The organism is Anabaena azotica SJ-1, assembly GCF_047275885.1.
In the GTDB taxonomy this organism is placed as follows: domain Bacteria; phylum Cyanobacteriota; class Cyanobacteriia; order Cyanobacteriales; family Nostocaceae; genus Trichormus_B; species Trichormus_B azotica_A.
This window is the reverse complement of sequence record NZ_CP178454.1, coordinates 4,244,897-4,265,091: the sequence shown is the minus strand read 5'-3', so window position 1 is coordinate 4,265,091 and position 20,195 is coordinate 4,244,897. Positions and strand designations below refer to the sequence as shown.

Genomic DNA, 20,195 nt, shown 5'->3' with positions numbered 1-20,195 from the left:
ATGTTTTCATCTGATTACGAACACAATTTTGGACAAATTTTAATTGTTGATGATAATCCAGACAATCTCCGTTTATTGTCCAAAATGTTAGAATCAAAAGGATTTAAAGTTAAAAAAACAGTTAGTGGAGAAATTGCCATACAAGCAGCAAAAATAGAACCTCCTGATTTGATTTTACTAGATATTAATATGCCAGATATGAATGGCTATGAAGTATGTAGACAATTAAAATCTCAAGAAAAAACTGCTAATATACCTATAATTTTTATCAGTGCTTTAGATCAGACTACTGATAAAGTTATAGCCTTTGAAATTGGTGGAGCAGACTACATTACAAAACCTTTTCAAGAATTAGAAGTATTAGCAAGAGTGAGAAATCAAGTTGTTATTTACCAGCAAAATCAGCAACTTATTCAACAAAATAAAATTTTACAACAAGAAATCACAGAACGTCAACGAGTTGAAGCAGCTTTGCTGGCAGCAAATCAGCAATTACAACTTTTTGTTTTTCTCGATGGATTAACAGGAGTTGCCAACCGTAGAAAATTTGATGAATATTTAAATTTAGAATGGCAAAGACTCGCTCATAAAAAATTGCCTCTGTCTTTATTATTATGTGATGTAGATTTTTTCAAAAATTATAATGATACTTATGGTCATTTAACAGGAGATGATTGTTTAAAGCAAATTGCTAAAACACTTAAATTATCAGTTAAGCGTCCATCTGATTTATTAGCTCGTTATGGTGGAGAAGAATTTGCAGTAATTCTTTCCAATACCAATGAAAAAGGAGCTATTTACTTAGCTGAAGACATTCGACAAAAAGTATATAATCTTAAAATTCCCCATGCTCAATCTAAAGTTGATAATTTTGTTACTTTGAGTATAGGAGTTGCAACTATTTTCCCGAATATGCAAATTGCTCCCAATACTTTAATTGAAGTTGGAGATAAAGCACTCTATACTGCAAAAGCGCAAGGTAGAAACAGAATTGTAGCTGAAAATTTGATGTATAGGCATTTTCCTTATAAGGAGAATTAAGGTGGAATTAATCCGAAATCCAAAATTGCATGACACAGGATTCGCGGAGAGAACGCAGAATATACTGAGCAGATTTTGGGAAATGTTAGCATAAAATATCCTTTATAACACGGAAACGATAATCTATGTATCAGTATTTATTGATAGTATTAATTAGTAATAATTTGAGCTAGCTATTTGATAGTTAATAAGCGATTAATTAATAATGGACAATAAACCCATTGCTTCATAAGACTTTCAAAAATAGAGTTTTTTGTGAATCCTTGATGAATGTGGAATACAAGGTTGTCGTTTGTAGCAATAGCATCTATACTAAATTAAAGTATGTAGCCATACAAATTTGATTCGGATATAGTAGATGTCAAAACAATTACCTGAGATCGGCACATTGTTGAATATTCAGGAATGTGTGATAAAAGCTATATACTATCACGCTACACTACTTACTCTACTGCTTACTTAATTCCGCATCAACCAGGGTATATTTCAATACTAAATGAGGCAACGTTAAAAATTCAACGTATGTAACGAAATGTACAATAAACAAAGACCTTGAAAATAAATTATTCCACGGTTTTTACAAAAATATACATACATCGGTTTTATCGTGCCGACTTACTCAGGACTTACGCAAACAGAACGAAAGTCAAGGTAATTCATGAATTACCTCTACGCAAGAATAAGGTTTTTAGTCAAATCTTGCGTAAGTCCTATTACTTACTCAATTAATATCTAAAAGCTATCAGTTGGTTTGGGGAAAGGTTAAAGGGTAAAGATTTTTCTTTCCCATTCTCCTTTCTCCAGACGCGCAGCACCAGAAATACGAAGTCTTGATTTGAAACTCCTGATTTTAATGATGGAGTTTCCCATACCCTACACCCCCTTTATAAAAATGATTGAACAAAAAAATCGGGAAATAATTGCCTACAAACAACAGTTAGAACAAGCACAATATGAATACAACCGTTTTACAAAAGTTTTGGTTACAGCTAATCAGGATTTACAATCCGGTGTTCTCTTAGACCCTCTGACGAGATTGGCCAATCGGAAAAAGTTTGATGAATATTTAAATTTGCAATGGCAAAAACTTGCTCGTGAAAAATCACCAATTTCTTTATTATTATGCAATGTGGATTTTTTGAAAAACTGTATTGATGCTGATGATCATTTAACAACAGACAGATACTTGCAGCTATTAGCTACAAAAATTAAATCTGTAGTTAAACGTTCAACTGATTTAGTAGCTAGTTATGACAATAAAAAATTTGCTGTAATTCTCCCTAATACTGATTCTAAAGGTGCTGTTTATGTAGGCAAGTTAATCCAAGGAAAAGTTGATTATTTGAAAATAAATCATTTTCCATTTAGAAATAATGAATCTTTTACCTTGAGTATAGGAGTGGCTACTATTTTCCCTAATGTTAAAATGCTTCCAAATTCTTTAGTTGATATGGTGGAAAAAGCTGTTGATACTATAAAATTCTAAAAAAATATCTCTAAGCAATACACACTTAAGATGCACATTTTTTGAAGATATCCCTTAATTCAATAATGTTTAGTTCAGGATTTTTGTAGATTGGGTTATGCCTTCGGCACAATACGTGAACGTTTCGCAACCCAACCTACATAATTTAATTTTTTTGAGTGAGCTAAACCGAAAAGTATTGTCTCTTAAGTCCTCTAAAAAAGGGGACAATAGAGGTATTTTATCCCCCATTAGGAGAGAGGGTGGTATGTTATTGAAATTGTTGAACTAAATCATAAAAAGGTTGCCAATTATCTGCTTCTATTATTGGCTCCCAAATTGATTCAATTACAGGTCTTAATAAATTAGCTTGGGGATTATATTTAGTTAAATTTTTGGCAATTATTACCATTTGATCGGGGTCAAAATTATTGAGAATTTTATGATAAAGCACACACCAATTATCAAAAAGTGCAGATGATCCTAACGCCGGGACAATTTCAGAATCATTCATTACGAAAGCTGGCTCATCACGCCATTTACTTGAAAAAGTACGACTCATATCCGCGAAAAATTGATGATAACTAATTTGACTATCTTTTAAGAAGGTAATTGTTAGTTCTAATAAATCCTCAGCTTCTGCAAAATTTAAATTGTCAAAACCTAATTTTCTCAACATCAAATTTCGATATTCAACCTGATAATATTCGGCAAATTTAGCCAAACCATTTTGTAAATCACCTATATCAATTACTGCCTTTAATGGTTCTTGCAGCATTTCTAAATTCAAATGACAAATACTCGGTTGCTGACCGTAACAATAGCGTTGATAATAATCGAAGTATGCGGCGGTAAAGTATAAATCATAAGTAGGAATAAAAGCATAGGGTCCGTAGTCAAAACTCTCCCCTGTAATTGACATATTATCAGTATTCAAGACTGCATGACAAAAACCTGCGGCCATCCACTGTGCTACTAACTCTGCTACTCGCTGTACTAATTCTGCATAAAACAGGGCATATTTATCATTTTCATTAATTAGGTTTTGGTAATATTGCTCAATCACATGATCTAACAATTTTTTAGTTAAATCAGGACGTTTTAAATAGTGCAGTCTTTCAAAAGTGCCAAACCGGATATGAGATTTGCTCATTCGTATCATTACTGATGAACGAGTAGGGGAAGGTTCATCTCCACGCCATAAACCTAATCCGGTTTCAATCATGCTCAAACAGCGGGAGGTTCTGACCCCTAAACGGTGAAGTGCTTCGGCTGCAAGAACTTCTCTGACTCCACCTTTGAGTGTGAGCATACCGTCACCACCACGGGAGTAAGGTGTTCTCCCAGAACCTTTTGTACCAAAGTCATATAATTCGCGATCGCTTCCCCTAACTTGTCCATATAGAAACCCTCTACCGTCACCTAAATTTGGGTTGTATTCACCAAATTGATAACCGTGATAACGCAATGCTAAAAAGGGTTTTCGTTGTTGAAATTTACCAAAAGCGGTAATAAAATCTTCATCTTTTACTAGTTGTGGATCAAGTCCTAACCGAGGTAATAATGCATTATTGCGCCAACGCAGGATATGTTGAGGAAATTCCTCTGCGACAACTTCATCGTAGTAATCATTACCTAGAGATTCTAAGGCGCTTTCGTAGTTGAGAGATAGTAAAGGATTGCTAGAATTTTTGTAATTTGGAGTTTCAGTCAGTGTCATTATCAGCAATTTTAGATTGTTCTTATCTTTATCTTACATGATTAGTAATTGGTGGTTGGTAATTGGTGATTGGTAATTCAAAAACTCCTGACTTCTGACTCCTGGACTCCTGACTCCTTTTAATATGGTTTCCAGTTATAATTAGTCAAGCTGGTGAGAATATGATCTTCCCATTTACCATTAATTAATATATAGTCTCTAGCATATCCTTCAATGACAAAACCCAATTTTTTTAGCACGTTACCACTACGGCGATTGTGCGGCATATAATTGGCCATGATGCGATGAAAATTTAATTCTTGAAAGATATATTCTGTGCTGGCTTTTAATGCTTCTGTCATGAAGCCATGACCTTGTGCTGTTTCTGCTAGACTATATCCCACATTACAAAAATTAGCTGCTCCGCGCACAAAACTACTAAAATTGACAACGCCAATAATTTTCGTGGGGTCGATTTGGTGATATATAAATAATCTTAAGGCGCAGCCGTGAATTAATTCCAGATGATATTGTTCGATTTGATATTGCCAATATTCTGTTGTGAAAAAACCATCAACCCAAGTGGGTGAAAATGGTGTAAGATAGGCTTTATTAATAGTAAAATATTGGATAATTTGTGGTATATCTTCGGGAATCGCCACTCTTAATAACAGACGATTGGTTGTGATTAGTGGCAGTTCTGATTTCATACACTAGAATTATTAATTTTGTGTATTTTAGTAACAATCTACAAAAGGATAGTGAAGGTGGGAATACGCTACGATTGGCAGCAAGATGAGATTTTGGCAATATATAATACACCATTTCTAGAGCTTATTTATCAAGCTGCTAGTGTGCATCGCCAATTTCATGACCCAAAACAAATACAAGTTTGTAAGCTTATCTCTATTAAAACAGGTGGTTGCCCGGAAGATTGTGGTTACTGCGCTCAATCTTCCCGCTATAAAACAGAGGTAAAGCCGGAAGCACTGCTAGAAAAAGAAACGGTGATTAACATCGCTCAAAAAGCGAAAGAAACAGGTGTCAGTCGTGTCTGTATGGGTGCTGCATGGCGGGAAGTGCGGGATAATTCCCAATTTGAGGAAGTCCTAGATATGGTCAAGGATGTTACTTCCATGGGTTTGGAGGTATGCTGCACTTTGGGGATGCTAAATGCGAATCAGGCCAAGCGGTTAGAGGATGCGGGACTTTATGCTTATAATCATAATTTGGATACTTCCCAGGAGTATTATAGTACAGTGATCACTACGCGCACTTATGGCGATCGCTTGAATACAATTGAAAATGTCCGCCAAACTAATGTTACTGTCTGTTCTGGTGGCATTCTCGGCTTGGGCGAAAGTGTGGAGGATCGCGTAGGAATGTTGTACACACTCTCCAATTTACAGCCCCATCCAGAATCTGTGCCGATTAATATTCTCTCACAAGTTCCTGGTACACCGTTAGCGGATCAACCGGAAGTACCAATTTGGGATGTAGTACGGATGATTGCTACCGCTAGAATTGTCATGCCCACTTCTGATGTGCGCTTAAGTGCAGGTAGAGCAAAACTTTCCCAAGTTGAACAAGCTTTATGTTTTATGGCGGGGGCTAATTCGATTTTCTCCAGCGACGACAATAAAATGTTGACGGTGACAACGCCTTGTCCTGATTATGATGCAGACCGGGAAATGCTGAATTTACTGGGTTTAGAAATGCGTCCACCATTCCAAAAACAGGAAAAAACACCTGTGGCTTTGACTGTGTAGATCCTGGTTCAAAAATGCTAACCATTGCTAAAAATTGTCCTGATTTAGCTAAGTTTGACATTTATATGGCTTAATGCCACACTCCGCTATCAGCAAGACCTATTTAGCCCCCTTGTTAAGCTGCGGTGTACACACAAGTCTTACCAGTCTTCGTTTTGTGCCTATCTTGCCCCCTAAATCCCCTGCCCCCGTGACCCCCAAACTTGGGTGTAAAATGGGGGACTTTGAAAATTCTTGTTCCCCCATAATTGGGGGTTAGGGAGCGGTTCGGTAAGGGCTTGGCTAAATTCGATCACTTGTGTGTACACTGTAGCCTTGTTAAAAGGGGTTTAGGGGGGAATGGCCGCTATCAATAAGTGCCTAAAATCACAGCCAGAAACTTTTAAAACACCCTCTTAAACTCCCACTGCAATCTTCACCTTTTCCCGTTTACCAGTTGCAACCAACCATTTACCACCAGAAGGGGCTAAAGTCACACCCCGACGCATAGGTTTGACAGGAATATTATCTACTAATTCCAAATCTAGCTGCGATAAAACTGTGGCTAAAACCAATTTCATTTCAAACATAGCGAACGCCATACCAATACAAATACGATTCCCACCACCAAAAGGAAGATATTCATATTGTGAATATTGCCGTTCTAAAAAGCGTTCTGGTTTAAATTTTTCCGGTTCAGGATATAAATCAGGACGACGATGAGTTAAATATATGCAAGGTGCAAGTAAAGTACCTGCTGCAAATTCATAACCCATTATTTTTGTTGGTGTTTTGACTATGCGAGGTAAAGTAATCATCGCAATTGGGTAAATACGTAAAGTTTCTTGGCAAATGGCAGTCAGATAAGGCAAACGATAAATTTCATTTAATTCTGTATTTTCAGCAATACTATTTAACTCATTAATCAGCTTTTCTCGAACTGTGGGTAAATTGTGAATCCAATATAATGCCCATGTTAAAGCTGAAGCCGTAGTTTCATGACCAGCTAACAACAAAGTCATTAATTCATCACGCAATTCTATATCTGTCATTCCTTCCCCATTTTCATCTTGGGCTGACATCATTAAGGAAAGAATATCAGTGCGAGATGAATCAGGATTGTCTCTACGTTCCTGAATTTCGGTGTAGAGAATTTGATGAATTTTTTCTCTTTCACGTAGGAATTTTCCCCAAGGACTCCAAGCACCTAAATCTAGTTGTAATGCAGGGAAAAAAGTGACAGCAGAACGCAAAGGAGAACCTGATAAATCTAGTAAAGAAGTTACAAGTTTTTGTAATTTTGTCAAACGTTCTCCCTCACTCAAGCCAAATACAGCTTGTAAAATCACCCGCAGAGAAATTTCTTGCATGGAATCCCGCACAGAAAAAGGTTGACCAAGTTGCCAATCACTAATTACTTGTTGTGTAATGTTAGTAATAATTTGTGCGTAGGCTTTCATTCGTTCCCCATGAAATGGAGGAGTTAACAATCTCCTTTGACGTTGGTGATTTGCACCATCTATTAATAGTAAAGAATTATCTCCAACTAAGGGTTTAATCAGTTTATTTGATCTGCCAGCATCAAAATAATCTGGTGGAGTTGTAAAAACTTCTTGAATCCCTTGGGGGTTGCTAATAAATACTATTGGTTCTGCATTTGTTAGCTGAAGTGAAAAAAAATCGCCGTGAGTCTTGGCAGATATGTCCATGAGTTGCAAAGGATTGAAAACCCATTGCAGACGCTGAATAAAGCTGGGAATTTTTGAGCTAGGTGGGAGTTGCATGACAAAAATTAATATCTATTTATTTTCTCACTAGGCTAACAAATCTACCAATAAATGCCAAATATTTTTCAAAAATCTATCTTGAGGTTATTTCTACTTAAAAGTAGACTCGATTAAGTTGGTAAGGGAGAAATAATTTGTTATGTAATTATTATACAAATTTATACAAATTTATCCAAAAATCTATGGTAGATATTTATATTCTTGATTTATTGGTAATTGGTCTACTCTTACTGATTGTTACTTTAGGTTCAGGTTGGATTTCCCGTCTACCTCTTTCTTTTGCCATGATCTACCTCATGGTAGGGATTTTTTTGGGACCTTATGGTACAGGGTTGATTCAATTACGTCGTCATGAATTATTCAATGCTGAATTGCTGGAAAGATTAACTGAATTTGTTGTGATTATTTCTGTGTTTAGTTGTGGCTTAAAAATAGTTACACTTCTCCAGTGGAAGTTTTGGAATATTACAGCCCGACTGATTGGATTGTTAATGCCAATTTCCATCTTTTCCCTAGCTATTGTGGGGAAATTATGGTTAGGGATGAATTGGGGAGAGGCTATTTTATTAGGTGCAATTCTGGCACCAACTGACCCTGTATTAGCCTCAGAGGTGCAACTGACAGATACACATGACGATGATGAGTTACGCTTTGGTTTAACTTCTGAGGGAGGCTTAAATGACGCTTTAGCTTTTCCGTTTGTTTATTTTGGTATTTATGCCCTGAAAGATAGTAATTGGCATAATTGGTTAGGAAAATGGTTTGTAGTTGATGTAATATGGGCGATCGCAGCTGGGATAGTTATGGGGCTGATTGTTCCTTTGGTAATAGTATGGATTGATAAAAAAATCCAAAAACATCGTCCTGCTGATGCGGTAATGGAAGATTTTGTTGCTATCAGCACGATTTTGATCACTTATTCTTTAACAGAAATTGTCAATGGCTATGGATTTTTAGCAGTATTTGTAGCTGGTTTAGCTGTCCAAAGAAGTTACACAAATCCTCAAAAACCACTTGCACAATTAGAATTTATTGAGCGATTAGAAAAGCTATTAGAAGTTGGTCTAATTTTGCTTTTAGGAACAATATTATTATGGCAGCCAATGTTTAATTATGCTGCCCAATCTTTATTAGTCATCAGTTTGCTATTTTTCGTGATCCGACCTGTGGGAGTATGGATTAGTACCATTGGTAAACGTCCATTAAATTCTCATCGTCACACTTTTAAACCAGCCACTCGCTTGCTATTTGGTTGGTTTGGGATTAGAGGTATAGGTTCTTTATATTATCTTGCTTATAGTTTAAGCAACGGCTTAAAAGATGAGGCTGCTGAACAAATAGCCTGGATAACTTACACAACGATTGTCGCTTCTGTGATTGTACATGGAATTAGCGCCACTCCGTTAATGAATTGGTATGAGCGTAATATTGCCAATTGCACAAAATCTAATATTCCTGCAACAATTGATGAATTTGATTAACGAAGGCAGGAGGCAGAGGGCAGGAGGCAGGAGGCCATTTTTGTCACGGGGATTTATACCCCTCTCCAAGAACTTTGGACGAAGATACGGTTTTAGATCCGATTGTTTCGATAACTATTAAACTATCAGCAGTCAGCTTTTTTAAACTGCCCAAAATACCTATTTTATATTCAAACATTTTCACTCATGACTTCTGACTCCTGCTGGATCTTAAATATGCTTTGTATTACATTGTGACCCAATGAGAATTAATTTGTATTTCCCGTTCTTGCATAATTTCTGTAAATAAATTCGTAGGTAATGCTGATTCTACAGGTGAAACTCCAGGGTGTTTAAGTTTACCTTCTAGGATTAATTTAGCGATACTACCAGTACCGACACCAGAAACAACAGCAGTATTTTCATGGACTAAAGTTGCAGCATAAACAACTGTTTGACCATCTTTTGTTCCTGTCACTTCTGCGCGTACTGCTACTCCAATTCCAGTAAAGATATTTGTTAAATCAGTCATGCTATGACTAACATGAGACAAAAATTCGATCATGTAACGACGCTGCATTAACCATTTTGGAAAAATATGGGCAGCTATCCAAGTGAGATGGTTGTAAAAATCAGGAATTGAACCAAATTTAGTAATTACGGTTTTTACTGTGGGAAAAGAATGAGGTAGTGTGATAGTTTCTGGCATATCAAACCAATAAACTCCACTACTTTGATATGGATGAGGAAAGTTAATATTTTCTCGGTCAGAATAAGGTGTAACTAAACGCCATTCACCATTTATCCAAGCTTCAAAAGAATTCTGTAAACCCAGGAATGTAGTTCGCATGACGGTAACTCCAGCACCACCAGAACCAGAGACTAAATAACTTAAATGTATTTTTTCTGGTTGTTCAAATTTCTCAATTCCCTGACGTACTAAACTGTTAGAAATACCGGGAAAAATACCAGTATTAATAATTGCTGTTACTCCCGCCTCAACAGCTTGTTGATGTAAATTTAACGCCTTTTGAGTATAGGAACGGTGATCACTGACATCTAAGTAATTTACACCTTGGTCAATGCAAATTTCTAAAACTTGTGTATCTCGATAGTGAAAAGGCCCAGCACAGTGGACAACTAGATTTGATTGTGCGATCGCATCCCTTAATTTGTCAACTTCTCCCAAATCCAATTGCAAAAACCGTACTCTCTCACCTAAAGATAAACTCCCCTCTGGGGAACGTCCAGTGATAGTAATATCTGTCTGTGTATGCTTGAGGATATCATTAGCAACTGCGCTACCAATGCGTCCCCGTCCTCCAAGAATTAAAACACGGTCTGTCATGATTACAGTTTGGACAACATTATCTTTATTTCATCAGATTTATGTCCCTTTTGTCATCGGTAACAAGTCATACAATTTTAGATTTTAGATTTTAGATTTTGGATTGGGAATACCCTTCTGTGTCCGAGTCTTACCAAAATATTCTTTCAAAATCATTTTTAAAATTGGTACTAGACAGGAATTCATACTGATTATTTTGTGATTTTTAGTTCATTATGTAGATGGATTCAGGGAGACAGGTGTTGTCTTACCCTTTCAAAGCAAAAGCAAACACATATTTCCAAAACTTCAGCAAGTTTTCATCTGAACTTAATAATATCTTGATTTTTTATGTGTTAGGCTTACCGACATTAGTAAAAATACAGTACCTAAAATTTTGGAGTTAATATCTTCAAGGTATAAAATTAACGTGAAGAAATCGGCAGATAGCTTTCAAGAAAAATAAATTTCTCTGTCGAATCAACATCTTAATTAGCATCTACTCTAATTTTTTGGTACTCAGACAGGGTAATTTCATCGGCTGGTGATCAAAAATACCATCATCGCTACTGAACATCAAACAAATAACCGATAATTAACATTTTTAGCTCAATAACTTCATTGATGTCGTAGCCAAAATATCAAAATCAAATTCACTTTTGCAAAACTATTGAGGATTATTCAATAATGGTAGTTACTTTTAGGAAAACAGTTCGTGATCTTGTATTCAGCAATCGCCAACTAGCAAAACTATACTACTCTGTTAGTTTTAGTCAACCCGTTTTACCACACTGGGTCGGTGCTGATTACTACCGAACAAAATCATCATGGGAATTACAACCCCATCTTTGTCCCTGTGATATTGAATTGAACGAGTATTTGCAAAAATACAGTATTCAGGATCAGAGTATATTTCATTTCGGCACAGGCTCTCATCATATTGTGGGTTTAGAGAATCAGAAACTTGAAAAGCCCAATGAAATATTCGCCATTACTGCTTCTATCCCCGAACATGAAGAATATATCAGTCTATGTCGAAAAAATCGCCAACTCGCTAAATTTTACAAGGTGATTTGTACTGATATATACACTCTTACTGCTCGTTCTTTACCAATGTTAGATGTAGCTTCACTCTTTCATCTGGGTGAATTTTATATGCCTGAAGAAGCTCCTTTTGTACATCATGATGATGCATCTTTGGTTGATTTATTTTTGAGTAAGTTGAATCCTCACGGAAAAATTCTCTTTTACACAAAGTCTGTTGGTTGGGGTAAAGCTGAAGAAGTGATCAAATTATTCACAGCCCAAGGAAAAATCAAAAAAATCGAGGAATACAAAAATCTTTTGGTTTATTCCAAGCATGATTAATAGTTAGCGGTTTTCAAAATCCCTCTTCTCTAGTAGGGAAGGGGGTTAATCTTGTTATATCATGTCCAATTAAATACTTCTTCTTAAGGCAGAAGGGTGCAGGGGTAACTAGTACCGCAGGGCGGAAGTCAAAAGTCAAAAGTCAAAAGTCAAAAATAATATAGAATCAGCTTTTTGGCGGTTTAGAATGGCCATTTTATTTACGCCGTGTTGTACTAGTTATCAGCTATAATTGTATTGAGATTTTCAGTAGATCCTGTCTTTCTAATCCTTAAAACGGCATTATATTTGCTTTTAAATGACTTTGCCTTTACTTGGATTTGTGCAGAGGTTAAAGGACATCTAGTAGTGATTATATAGCAATACTTAGCAACTTCTTTATAATTTTGAGAAACAATTTTAATAGTATTTTCAATTTGTTCAAAAGCGTGTTCTACATCAGAACCTTTTAGTTCTACATAAATTTCAATATAAGGTTCATTAATAATTAATAACCAATCACATTTAACTCCTTGAATATCTAAACAACCATCCACTTGAACTTTAGTTACTTCTATTAAATTTTCATTAGAAAAAACTATTCTACTACTTTTCTTTTCTTCTATCAATATATTTTTATGTTTAATTTTCTCAGCACATTTCTCTAAATCCACAGATTTTATTCTCCAAGTTCAAGCTCTAATAATTTTTCAAAAACTCTACTGAACTCGTTGGATACATCATCAATTATATTTGTATCAATTAAGTTATTTTCTTGATTTATGATACTTTCCATCATGCCATTTTTGATGGTATAAGCACCAATATCATTAATATTTAACATTTGATTGTCTGGGATTATTTCAAATAAATCTTCTAATAAATGTAAGGATTCAGGTCTTTCTTGTAATGCTTTCAGAGTATTTCCTGCTTGAATTAAATTATTAAAAGCAGTTAATATGTAAGGGCTATGAGTTGTTATAAAAAAACTGTGTTTTTTTTGAGTTACGTTAAAAACCAAGCTAATCAAATTTACAATATATTTTTGCGATGTAGGGAATAAATGAGCTTCTGGTTCTTCGATAATAAAAAGATGGGTTGGACTTATAAAAGGTAAAATAGCTAGTATAATGGCCATCGGTAAAGCTTCTTGCTGTCCAGATGAAGAATTTGACAGATTAATTTTTCTATTATCATTTGTATATATCCAGTCCTGGTCTTTTTCAAATACGTAATTACCAACTATTATCTGATTTACTAGGTCATCAATTATATCAATGTATTCTTCATGAAACATTTTCCGGCTAGGGTATGTATTCTTTGCCATTTCATAAACTGATCCAAATTCTTTCAGAAAATAATCTATAGTGATTTTGCCAGATAGAAAAGAAAAAACATTTTTTTGTAAATCTGCAAAAAACGATCTTCCGGCTGGTATAAATGTTAGTAATCCGATATCTTGTTGAATGTATCGAGGAAAAATATTTTTTTCATATTCTGTAATCAATTCGGTATAAGGTTTGCCTATTTCTGTATATTCAGATATTTTATTTTTGTATTCTGCCAAGATAATTCTGCGAATTTTAACTAGATGTTCAGAGTATTCAAGAGATAGTTTATGCTGCTTGCCATGAGATATAATTTTATGATCTAAACGCACATAATACTGATCATTTTCATATAAAATATCGAATTCTTTGTCTTTCCAAGCATATTCAGGAAATATAGTTTTAAAATTAGCAATAATACTTCTATCAAACTCTGCTTTTCTTTGTCCATGAAACTGCATAGATAACCGATATTGAATGAAAAAATTTCTCCCAAAATAAACTAGTTTAGCAATTACACTTTTACCACTAGCTTGCTGTCCAATAATAATATTTATTTTTGATAAATTAAATTCAATATCTTTGATGTTTAAAAAGTTTTTTACTGTCAGTTTTTCCATAAGTTAAATTATAGTGTGAAATCCTCATTTAACACGATATTATACATGATACTTTATAAAGTTGAAACCCGCATAAATAGAAATTGTTGAGGTGCTATAACGAGAAATTCAGAAACCTGCAATGTATGAAATTAAGTGCGCTACATAGCGTTAACGCACCCTACATTATCTAAGTTATAACTACTTAATACCAAACACTGATCCAACAGTAGACTTAATCGAATTACCGGCATCCTTTAAAGTCTGAGTAATGGGGTGTTTATTTTGCAAAAATACCCTGGCACAATTGCGTCCTGGCATACCCGAAATTGAACCACCGGGGTGTGTACCCGCACCAGTTAAAAATAGATTGTCAATGGGGGTTTTGTAGTTCGCTAATTCTGGTAAAGGTCGGAAAAATATCATTTGATCCATAGTCATATCAATATGATAATAATTCCCTTTGTAAGCACCTAATCTTTCTCCTAATTCTGCTGGACTTTCTACTCTTCTAGCGATAATTGAAGTTTTCAAATTTGGTGAATAAGTTGCTAGTTTATCAACTACCCTATCTGCAACTTTATTTTTCAATTCATCAGTCCAACCTGTACCTTTTAAACCTGTACCTTCTGCACCTGCAATTTGATAAGGGGCAAAAAATTCAATCCACACTGTATGTTTACCTGGAGGTGCTAAACTGGGGTCAAGAAAGCTAGGCATGACTACATACATTGATGGGTCAGAGTCGGGAATTTCTCCTAATGTACATTTGCTATGAGCCTGTTCTACATGATTCATGGAATCAGCTATTAAGATCGAACCAATGAGATATTCATCTTGATGATTATGGTGGGGAAAATGTAGAGGTTCATCTAAGGCTAAATCTATCTTCAGGATGGTTTCATTGTTGTTAACAATGCGCCTTGTTAATCTTTCCCATAAATCAGGATCGACTGCATCAATATCATTTTTATCAGTCATTTGTAAAAACAAACGTTGAGCATCAATATTAGAAATGACTCCATATTTAGCTCGATATTCTTGACCACCTACAACCCTTACACCCACAGCTTTTGCATCATCAATTAAAACTTTTTCCACGTGCTGGTCTGTAAGAATTACGCCACCTTTGCTTGTGACTAAATTCACCAATGCTTGCACCAATGCACCTGTGCCTCCCCGTGGTCTAGCCATGCCGGGATTATGACGCATGGACATCATCATGACACCAATTGCCAGGTTTTTTTGTGAAGGTGGCGCACCGAGTTCTGAAGCTAATCTAGCAAGTGGTGCTTTCAAAAATTCTTCATCAAACCATTCATTGAGAATATCTTCAGCACTATTCAACATGGTTCGTACAAAGTCTAAGCTTTTAGATGGAGAACCAACAACTGAAACTAAATCTTTGACTTTTTGGATGTTGTAGTTACCAAAAATATCTATAATTGATTTGGGTGGGGCATTGAACATGGGAATCATGGCACTAATAGCTCGTTGCCAATAGTCTGTAAATTCTGCATATTTTTTAGCATCACGTTCATTGTAACGAGCAATTTCTGCACAGGTTTTTTCTAATGATTTATGAGCTAAGAAATATTTACCATCTGGGTGTGGACAAAAAACTACTGGGTCACATTCTAGATATTCCAAGCCGTATTTTGTTAGTTCTAATTCTTCAACAACTGGACCCAAATGAATAAATTCATGGTCAATAGCACACAAGTTAAATTTAAAGCCTGGTGCTTTGTCTGGTATACATTCTTCGGTTGTGGCTGCACCTCCAGGAACAGGGCGCTTTTCTAGTAGCAGGACACTATAACCTGCTTTGAGTAAATACGCAGCACATACTAAACCATTGTGTCCTGCACCGATAATTACAACATCATATTCTTTCATGAATTTTCTTGTCAAATAAACTAGGTTTTAGAGGTGAGAAAATTTTAATAAATTTACATTATTTTGAATTTATCAACATTTACTATTGAGTATAATAAACCTTAATTGTCAGAAAGTATAGTTTCTGGTAAGGGAATTTGCTTAACGTGCGCTTCAACTATGAGTATTAAATTACTCTTTTGTATTTCCATCTCTTTAATAGAAAATACCATATTTTCCCACTCAAATGATGGTAAGTTGATAATTTCTTTAACTTTTTGCATGGCGGCGGCAATTAATTCTATTCTAATTCCTTCTCCTTCGGTACAGCGAAAACTTTCCAGCATGGGAGGTTTGGTTTGAGTGCGGGGATGAGCGATCGCATGATAACCTAAAATGTGAGTGTCTTCCTTTTCTTTAATCCAGGTTTTACCTTGAAATTCAAGTTTGCCGTCACCAGGTAAGAATATGTGCATTTCTTGTGGTTCAAAATTGACAATCTCTCCATCTACATTCAACTTGAATTTTTTCACTAAGCGGTTAACTATCTCTGAAGTCAAAGCGTAGTTAATATCTGCTTCCGTGAGGACAATACGAATATTGGCATTTACTGGTGCATTAAGTTTAATTTGACCTAAAATCACACTTAAAGGATCAACAACAATATTATCTGTTTGCAGATTAATTTCTTGGACACGAATTTTTTGTTGTACTACCAATCCTTGACCTGCAAGGTAAACTCCATCTAACTTTCCCTGAAATATTTTTCCAATATCCGTTTGCACTTCTACATTTATTTGTTCTACTTCATCTAGTTGTGCTGATAGCCTTCTTGCAGCTTCTTGAGATAATAATTGTTCTTCTAATTTGGGTTTTTCAGACATAATATATTTTGCTCTCCCAGGCTTATACTACTAGCTAATGTAGACTCTGAATACTGAGAGTGTATCTATATTTAGATATAACTAATTAGACAGATGTTAATTCTTCCGCAGGGGTTATTAAACTTTAAATGTGTAGAATTTATACCAATTTCAAATAGTGTTAATAACAAGTTAAGTCAATAAATTTTAAAATTAATGTAGAGACATTTTAGGTAATATCTCTACATTAATTTTTAATGGGTTTTAAAACTCCCCAGCTAAAGCGGGAATACAGCGTTCACACAATAAGGGATGTTCTTCTGATTCACCAACATGGGTAGAATAGTTCCAACAGCGATCGCACTTCTGTCCATCTGCATTTACTATTGCTATAGTCCAGTCTTCTGTGGTTGCTGTATATTTCAATCCTTGGAGTCCCTTAGCAGAGTCTAAAATCTCCACTTGGGAGGTCAGCAACAAATACCGAAGTTCATCAATACCGTTACCGCTAACAGGGTTAAAGGCTTTGATAGCATCGTTTAACTGTTTGTGAGGGATATGAATCAAAGCTTTCGCTTCCAGGGAAGAACCGATTAATTTTTCTATCCGCGCTTGTTCCAAAACCTTATTAACATCGTTGCGGAGTGTACGCAGAGTATCCCAAAATTCGGCTAGATCTTCGTTTTCCCATTCATCATCTACCTTTACCCAACCAGCTTCAAACACTGACTTAGAGGCTGTTTTGTAGGGGATAAATTGCCAGATATCTTCCGCAGTATGACATAAAACTGGTGCGATCGCTCTTGCTAAATTCTCCAAAGCAATCTGCAACACCGTTTGACAACTGCGACGACGGAAAGCATCAGCAGCACTGATATATAATCTATCTTTCGCAACGTCTAAATAAAAGTTAGACAAATCCACAACACAGAAATTCTGCACCGTTTGGAAAAAGCGGAAAAACTGAAAACTATCAAAAGCTTCCGTCACCTCATTAAACACCTCACGAATGCGGTGCAGCATATACTTATCCAAATCTGGTAAATCATCAAAAGCTACAGCATCCTTTTGAGGATCAAAATCATGCAAACTACCCAACAAAAACCGTGCCGTATTGCGAATCTTATTCCTAACATCAGCTAATTGCTTGATGATGTTATTACCCAGACGCACATCACCAGAATAATCTACCGAAGAAACCCACAACCGCAACACATCAGCACCATAAGCCGGTTGTTGTTTTTGATTACTACCACCTTGAATCATCAACTGAGGATCAACCACATTCCCCACCGACTTACTCATTTTTCGTCCATTTTCATCCAAAACGAAACCATGAGTTAAAACCGTTTTATAAGGTGCAATACCATTAACTGCAACACTGGTTAAAAGAGAAGATTGAAACCAACCGCGATGTTGGTCAGAACCTTCCAAATACATATCGACAGGATAGCATAACTCCGGTCTTTGCTTCGCCACCGCTGCCCAAGAAGAACCAGAATCAAACCAGACATCCATCGTGTCTGTACCTCTGCGGTAAGTTTTGCCATTATTGCGGTATTGTTCCGGTAACAACTCCTCAACCGACAACTCCCACCAAGCATCAGAACCTTTCTCAGCAATGATAGCTTGAACGTGATTAATAGTTTCCGCATTCAGCAAAACTTCACCAGTTGCTTCATCATAAAACACCGGAATAGGAACACCCCAAGAACGCTGACGAGAAATACACCAATCGGATCTTTCCGCTATCATAGGCGTGATGCGGTTTTCACCTTGAGCGGGAATCCAACGCACAGATGAAATACCCTTTAAAGCATCTTCCCTAAAACCAGCCACAGAAGCAAACCATTGTTCAGTAGCGCGGAAAATCGTTGGTTTCTTCGTTCTCCAATCATAAGGATACTTGTGAGGATAAGCTTCCTCCTTCAACAGAGAACCCGCTTCACTCAAAGCATCAATAATCGCTTGATTCCCATCACCCAAAACATTCAAGCCAGCAAACTTACCAGCCTCATCAGTGAAATTACCACTATCATCAACAGGCGCAAGAATCGGTAAACCGTAACGCTGACCAACAATGTAGTCCTCTTGACCATGACCAGGGGCAGTATGTACCAACCCAGTACCAGAATCAGTAGTAATATAATCACCACCAACCACCACCGGACTTTCACGGTCAAACAAAGGATGACGGTAAATAGTCCCTTCCAAATCTTGACCAGAGAAACGCACCTTCACCATCAACTCAGCATCCAAAACCGCAGCTAACCTATCCACCAACTCAGCCGCAACGATGAGATACCGGAACCTCACCCCCTCAGTCCCCCTCTCCGCAAGCAGAGAGGGGGAGGTAAATTCTTCCTTTCCTGCTTCTGGGGTGGAAGCAACTTCCTCTTGCTCATCCCCCCTCCTCGCTTGCGGGGAGGGGGTTAGGGGGTGGGGTTCTACTTCCACAACCGCATAATTCAAATCTGCATTCACAGCCACAGCCAAATTACCGGGAATAGTCCAAGGCGTAGTAGTCCAAACAGCCACGCCCAAATCAGGCAAGAAGCCATCCAAACTAGCTTTTAACCCTTCTGCAACCTTCTGCACCGGGAAAGCAGCGTAAATACTCCGAGAAACGTGACCTTCAGGATATTCTAACTCAGCTTCAGCCAAAGCCGTTTTAGAACTAGGACTCCAATGCACCGGCTTTAAACCGCGATAAATATAACCTTTGAGGAACATTTCCCCAAAAACGCCAATTTGCGCCGCTTCGTATTCTGGTTTGAGGGTTAAATAAGGATTTTCCCAATCACCCCAAATCCCATAGCGTTTAAAGCTTTCTCGTTGTTCATCAACCGTCTTCAATGCGAACTCTTTCGCTTTTTGACGCAATTGTAAAGGTGTAAGATTTTGCCGTTCCGCCTGCTTCATATTTTGCAGAACTTTCAACTCAATTGGCAATCCGTGACAATCCCAACCAGGAACGTAACGAATTTTACGACCTTGTAATAGATGGTAACGGTTAATAATATCTTTGAGAATCTTATTTAAGGCATGACCAATATGCAACTGGCCGTTAGCATAAGGAGGACCATCGTGCAGTATAAATAATTCGCCAGGGTTTTCTTCAGATAAGCGAGAATAAATGTTGTTTTCTTCCCAGAATTTTTGGATTTCGGGTTCGCGCTTAATGGCGTTTGCCCGCATATCGAAGTTAGTCTTGGGTAAATTGACGGTATCTTTGTATTTTCCAGTTTCGGTCACAGTTTCATGCCTAAATATAGGTGTGCAGGTTTGATCAATTATAAATCGTAGGTTGGGTTGAGGAACGAAACCCAACAGCAGTTATGGGTATTTTGGAGTTAATTTTTTGTTTTTGCAGGTTTACAATATATAAAGTCACCCACAATAGACTTATGACACTAACCCTCAGCTTACCACCAGAATTAGAACAGTATTTAATACAGGAAGCACAACAGCAAGGACTTTCTGTGGAAACTTATACATTGGAACTTATCCAAAAATCTATTGTGCAAAAAGAAAAACAATTGAAAATAGTTAATGTGCTTCAGTCTTGGATAGATGAAAGTGATGAACAGGAACAGCAGGAAACAGGGGAATATTTAATTAATGCTTTAGATGAAAATCGTTTATCCAATTAAATA

15 protein-coding genes are annotated in these 20,195 nt (G+C 36.5%); 6 read left to right on the top strand and 9 right to left on the bottom strand.

All coding sequences use genetic code 11. From position 1 onward, the window contains the following. Together ACLLO5_RS18755 and ACLLO5_RS18750 are read left to right on the top strand one after the other, a co-directional pair. Entirely contained in the window at positions 1-1,041 is a 1,041-nt protein-coding gene (locus tag ACLLO5_RS18755; RefSeq protein WP_413171992.1) for a diguanylate cyclase domain-containing protein, read from the top strand. A gap of 892 nt (positions 1,042-1,933) precedes the next feature. Beyond that, positions 1,934-2,527: a diguanylate cyclase domain-containing protein gene (locus ACLLO5_RS18750; protein ID WP_413171991.1), complete on the top strand. Its 594-nt coding sequence runs from the start codon at positions 1,934-1,936 to the stop codon at positions 2,525-2,527. 250 nt (positions 2,528-2,777) lie between these two features. Here ACLLO5_RS18750 and ACLLO5_RS18745 read toward each other — a convergent pair whose 3' ends face one another. Both ACLLO5_RS18745 and ACLLO5_RS18740 read right to left on the bottom strand, forming a co-directional pair. Further along, positions 2,778-4,226: a protein adenylyltransferase SelO gene (locus ACLLO5_RS18745; RefSeq protein ID WP_413171990.1), complete on the bottom strand. Its 1,449-nt coding sequence runs from the start codon at positions 4,224-4,226 to the stop codon at positions 2,778-2,780. 119 nt (positions 4,227-4,345) lie between these two features. Further along, complete coding sequence (locus tag ACLLO5_RS18740; protein WP_413171989.1) at positions 4,346-4,915, bottom strand: GNAT family N-acetyltransferase; 570 nt, start codon at positions 4,913-4,915, stop codon at positions 4,346-4,348. A gap of 51 nt (positions 4,916-4,966) precedes the next feature. Here ACLLO5_RS18740 and bioB point away from each other — a divergent pair, with 51 nt between their 5' ends. Continuing rightward, a complete protein-coding gene (gene bioB / locus ACLLO5_RS18735) occupies positions 4,967-5,974 on the top strand; it encodes a biotin synthase BioB (RefSeq protein WP_413171988.1) in 1,008 nt (335 codons plus the stop codon). 395 nt (positions 5,975-6,369) lie between these two features. Here the strand turns inward: bioB and ACLLO5_RS18730 are convergent, their stop codons facing one another. Then, the gene (locus ACLLO5_RS18730) at positions 6,370-7,737 is read right to left on the bottom strand and encodes a cytochrome P450 (RefSeq protein ID WP_413171987.1); all 1,368 of its coding nucleotides are present in this window, start codon (positions 7,735-7,737) and stop codon (positions 6,370-6,372) included. Positions 7,738-7,922: 185 nt separating this feature from the next. On the opposite strand from ACLLO5_RS18730, the gene ACLLO5_RS18725 reads away from it, so the two are divergent. Beyond that, a complete protein-coding gene (locus ACLLO5_RS18725; RefSeq protein ID WP_413171986.1) occupies positions 7,923-9,221 on the top strand; it encodes a cation:proton antiporter in 1,299 nt (432 codons plus the stop codon). Between the two features lie 226 nt (positions 9,222-9,447). On the opposite strand, the gene ACLLO5_RS18720 is transcribed toward ACLLO5_RS18725, so the two are convergent. After that, a complete protein-coding gene (locus ACLLO5_RS18720) occupies positions 9,448-10,548 on the bottom strand; it encodes a saccharopine dehydrogenase family protein (RefSeq protein WP_413171985.1) in 1,101 nt (366 codons plus the stop codon). 666 nt (positions 10,549-11,214) lie between these two features. Here ACLLO5_RS18720 and ACLLO5_RS18715 point away from each other — a divergent pair. Next, complete coding sequence (locus ACLLO5_RS18715; RefSeq protein WP_413171984.1) at positions 11,215-11,895, top strand: hypothetical protein; 681 nt, start codon at positions 11,215-11,217, stop codon at positions 11,893-11,895. 215 nt (positions 11,896-12,110) lie between these two features. Here ACLLO5_RS18715 and ACLLO5_RS18710 read toward each other — a convergent pair whose 3' ends face one another. The 5 genes from ACLLO5_RS18710 to ileS form a co-directional block, all read right to left on the bottom strand. Continuing rightward, positions 12,111-12,548, bottom strand: a complete 438-nt coding sequence (locus ACLLO5_RS18710) for a hypothetical protein (protein WP_413171983.1) — start codon at positions 12,546-12,548, stop codon at positions 12,111-12,113. Between the two features lie 5 nt (positions 12,549-12,553). Next, on the bottom strand, positions 12,554-13,822 hold the full coding sequence (locus ACLLO5_RS18705) for an AAA family ATPase (RefSeq protein WP_413171982.1): 1,269 nt from the start codon (positions 13,820-13,822) through the stop codon (positions 12,554-12,556). A gap of 180 nt (positions 13,823-14,002) precedes the next feature. Then, positions 14,003-15,697 (bottom strand): beta-carotene ketolase CrtO, encoded by a 1,695-nt coding sequence (gene crtO, locus ACLLO5_RS18700; RefSeq protein WP_413171981.1) that lies wholly within the window; start codon positions 15,695-15,697, stop codon positions 14,003-14,005. A 101-nt stretch (positions 15,698-15,798) separates the two neighbouring features. Beyond that, a complete protein-coding gene (locus ACLLO5_RS18695) occupies positions 15,799-16,560 on the bottom strand; it encodes a DUF2993 domain-containing protein (RefSeq protein ID WP_413171980.1) in 762 nt (253 codons plus the stop codon). A 243-nt stretch (positions 16,561-16,803) separates the two neighbouring features. Further along, positions 16,804-19,794, bottom strand: a complete 2,991-nt coding sequence (ileS, locus tag ACLLO5_RS18690) for an isoleucine--tRNA ligase (RefSeq protein ID WP_413171979.1) — start codon at positions 19,792-19,794, stop codon at positions 16,804-16,806. Positions 19,795-19,946: 152 nt separating this feature from the next. Between ileS and ACLLO5_RS18685 the strand changes: the two genes are divergently transcribed. Next, positions 19,947-20,192 carry a hypothetical protein gene (locus tag ACLLO5_RS18685; RefSeq protein WP_413171978.1) on the top strand — a complete coding sequence of 82 codons (246 nt, stop codon included), beginning with the start codon at positions 19,947-19,949 and terminating at the stop codon, positions 20,190-20,192. The last annotated feature ends 3 nt before the right edge of the window (positions 20,193-20,195 follow it).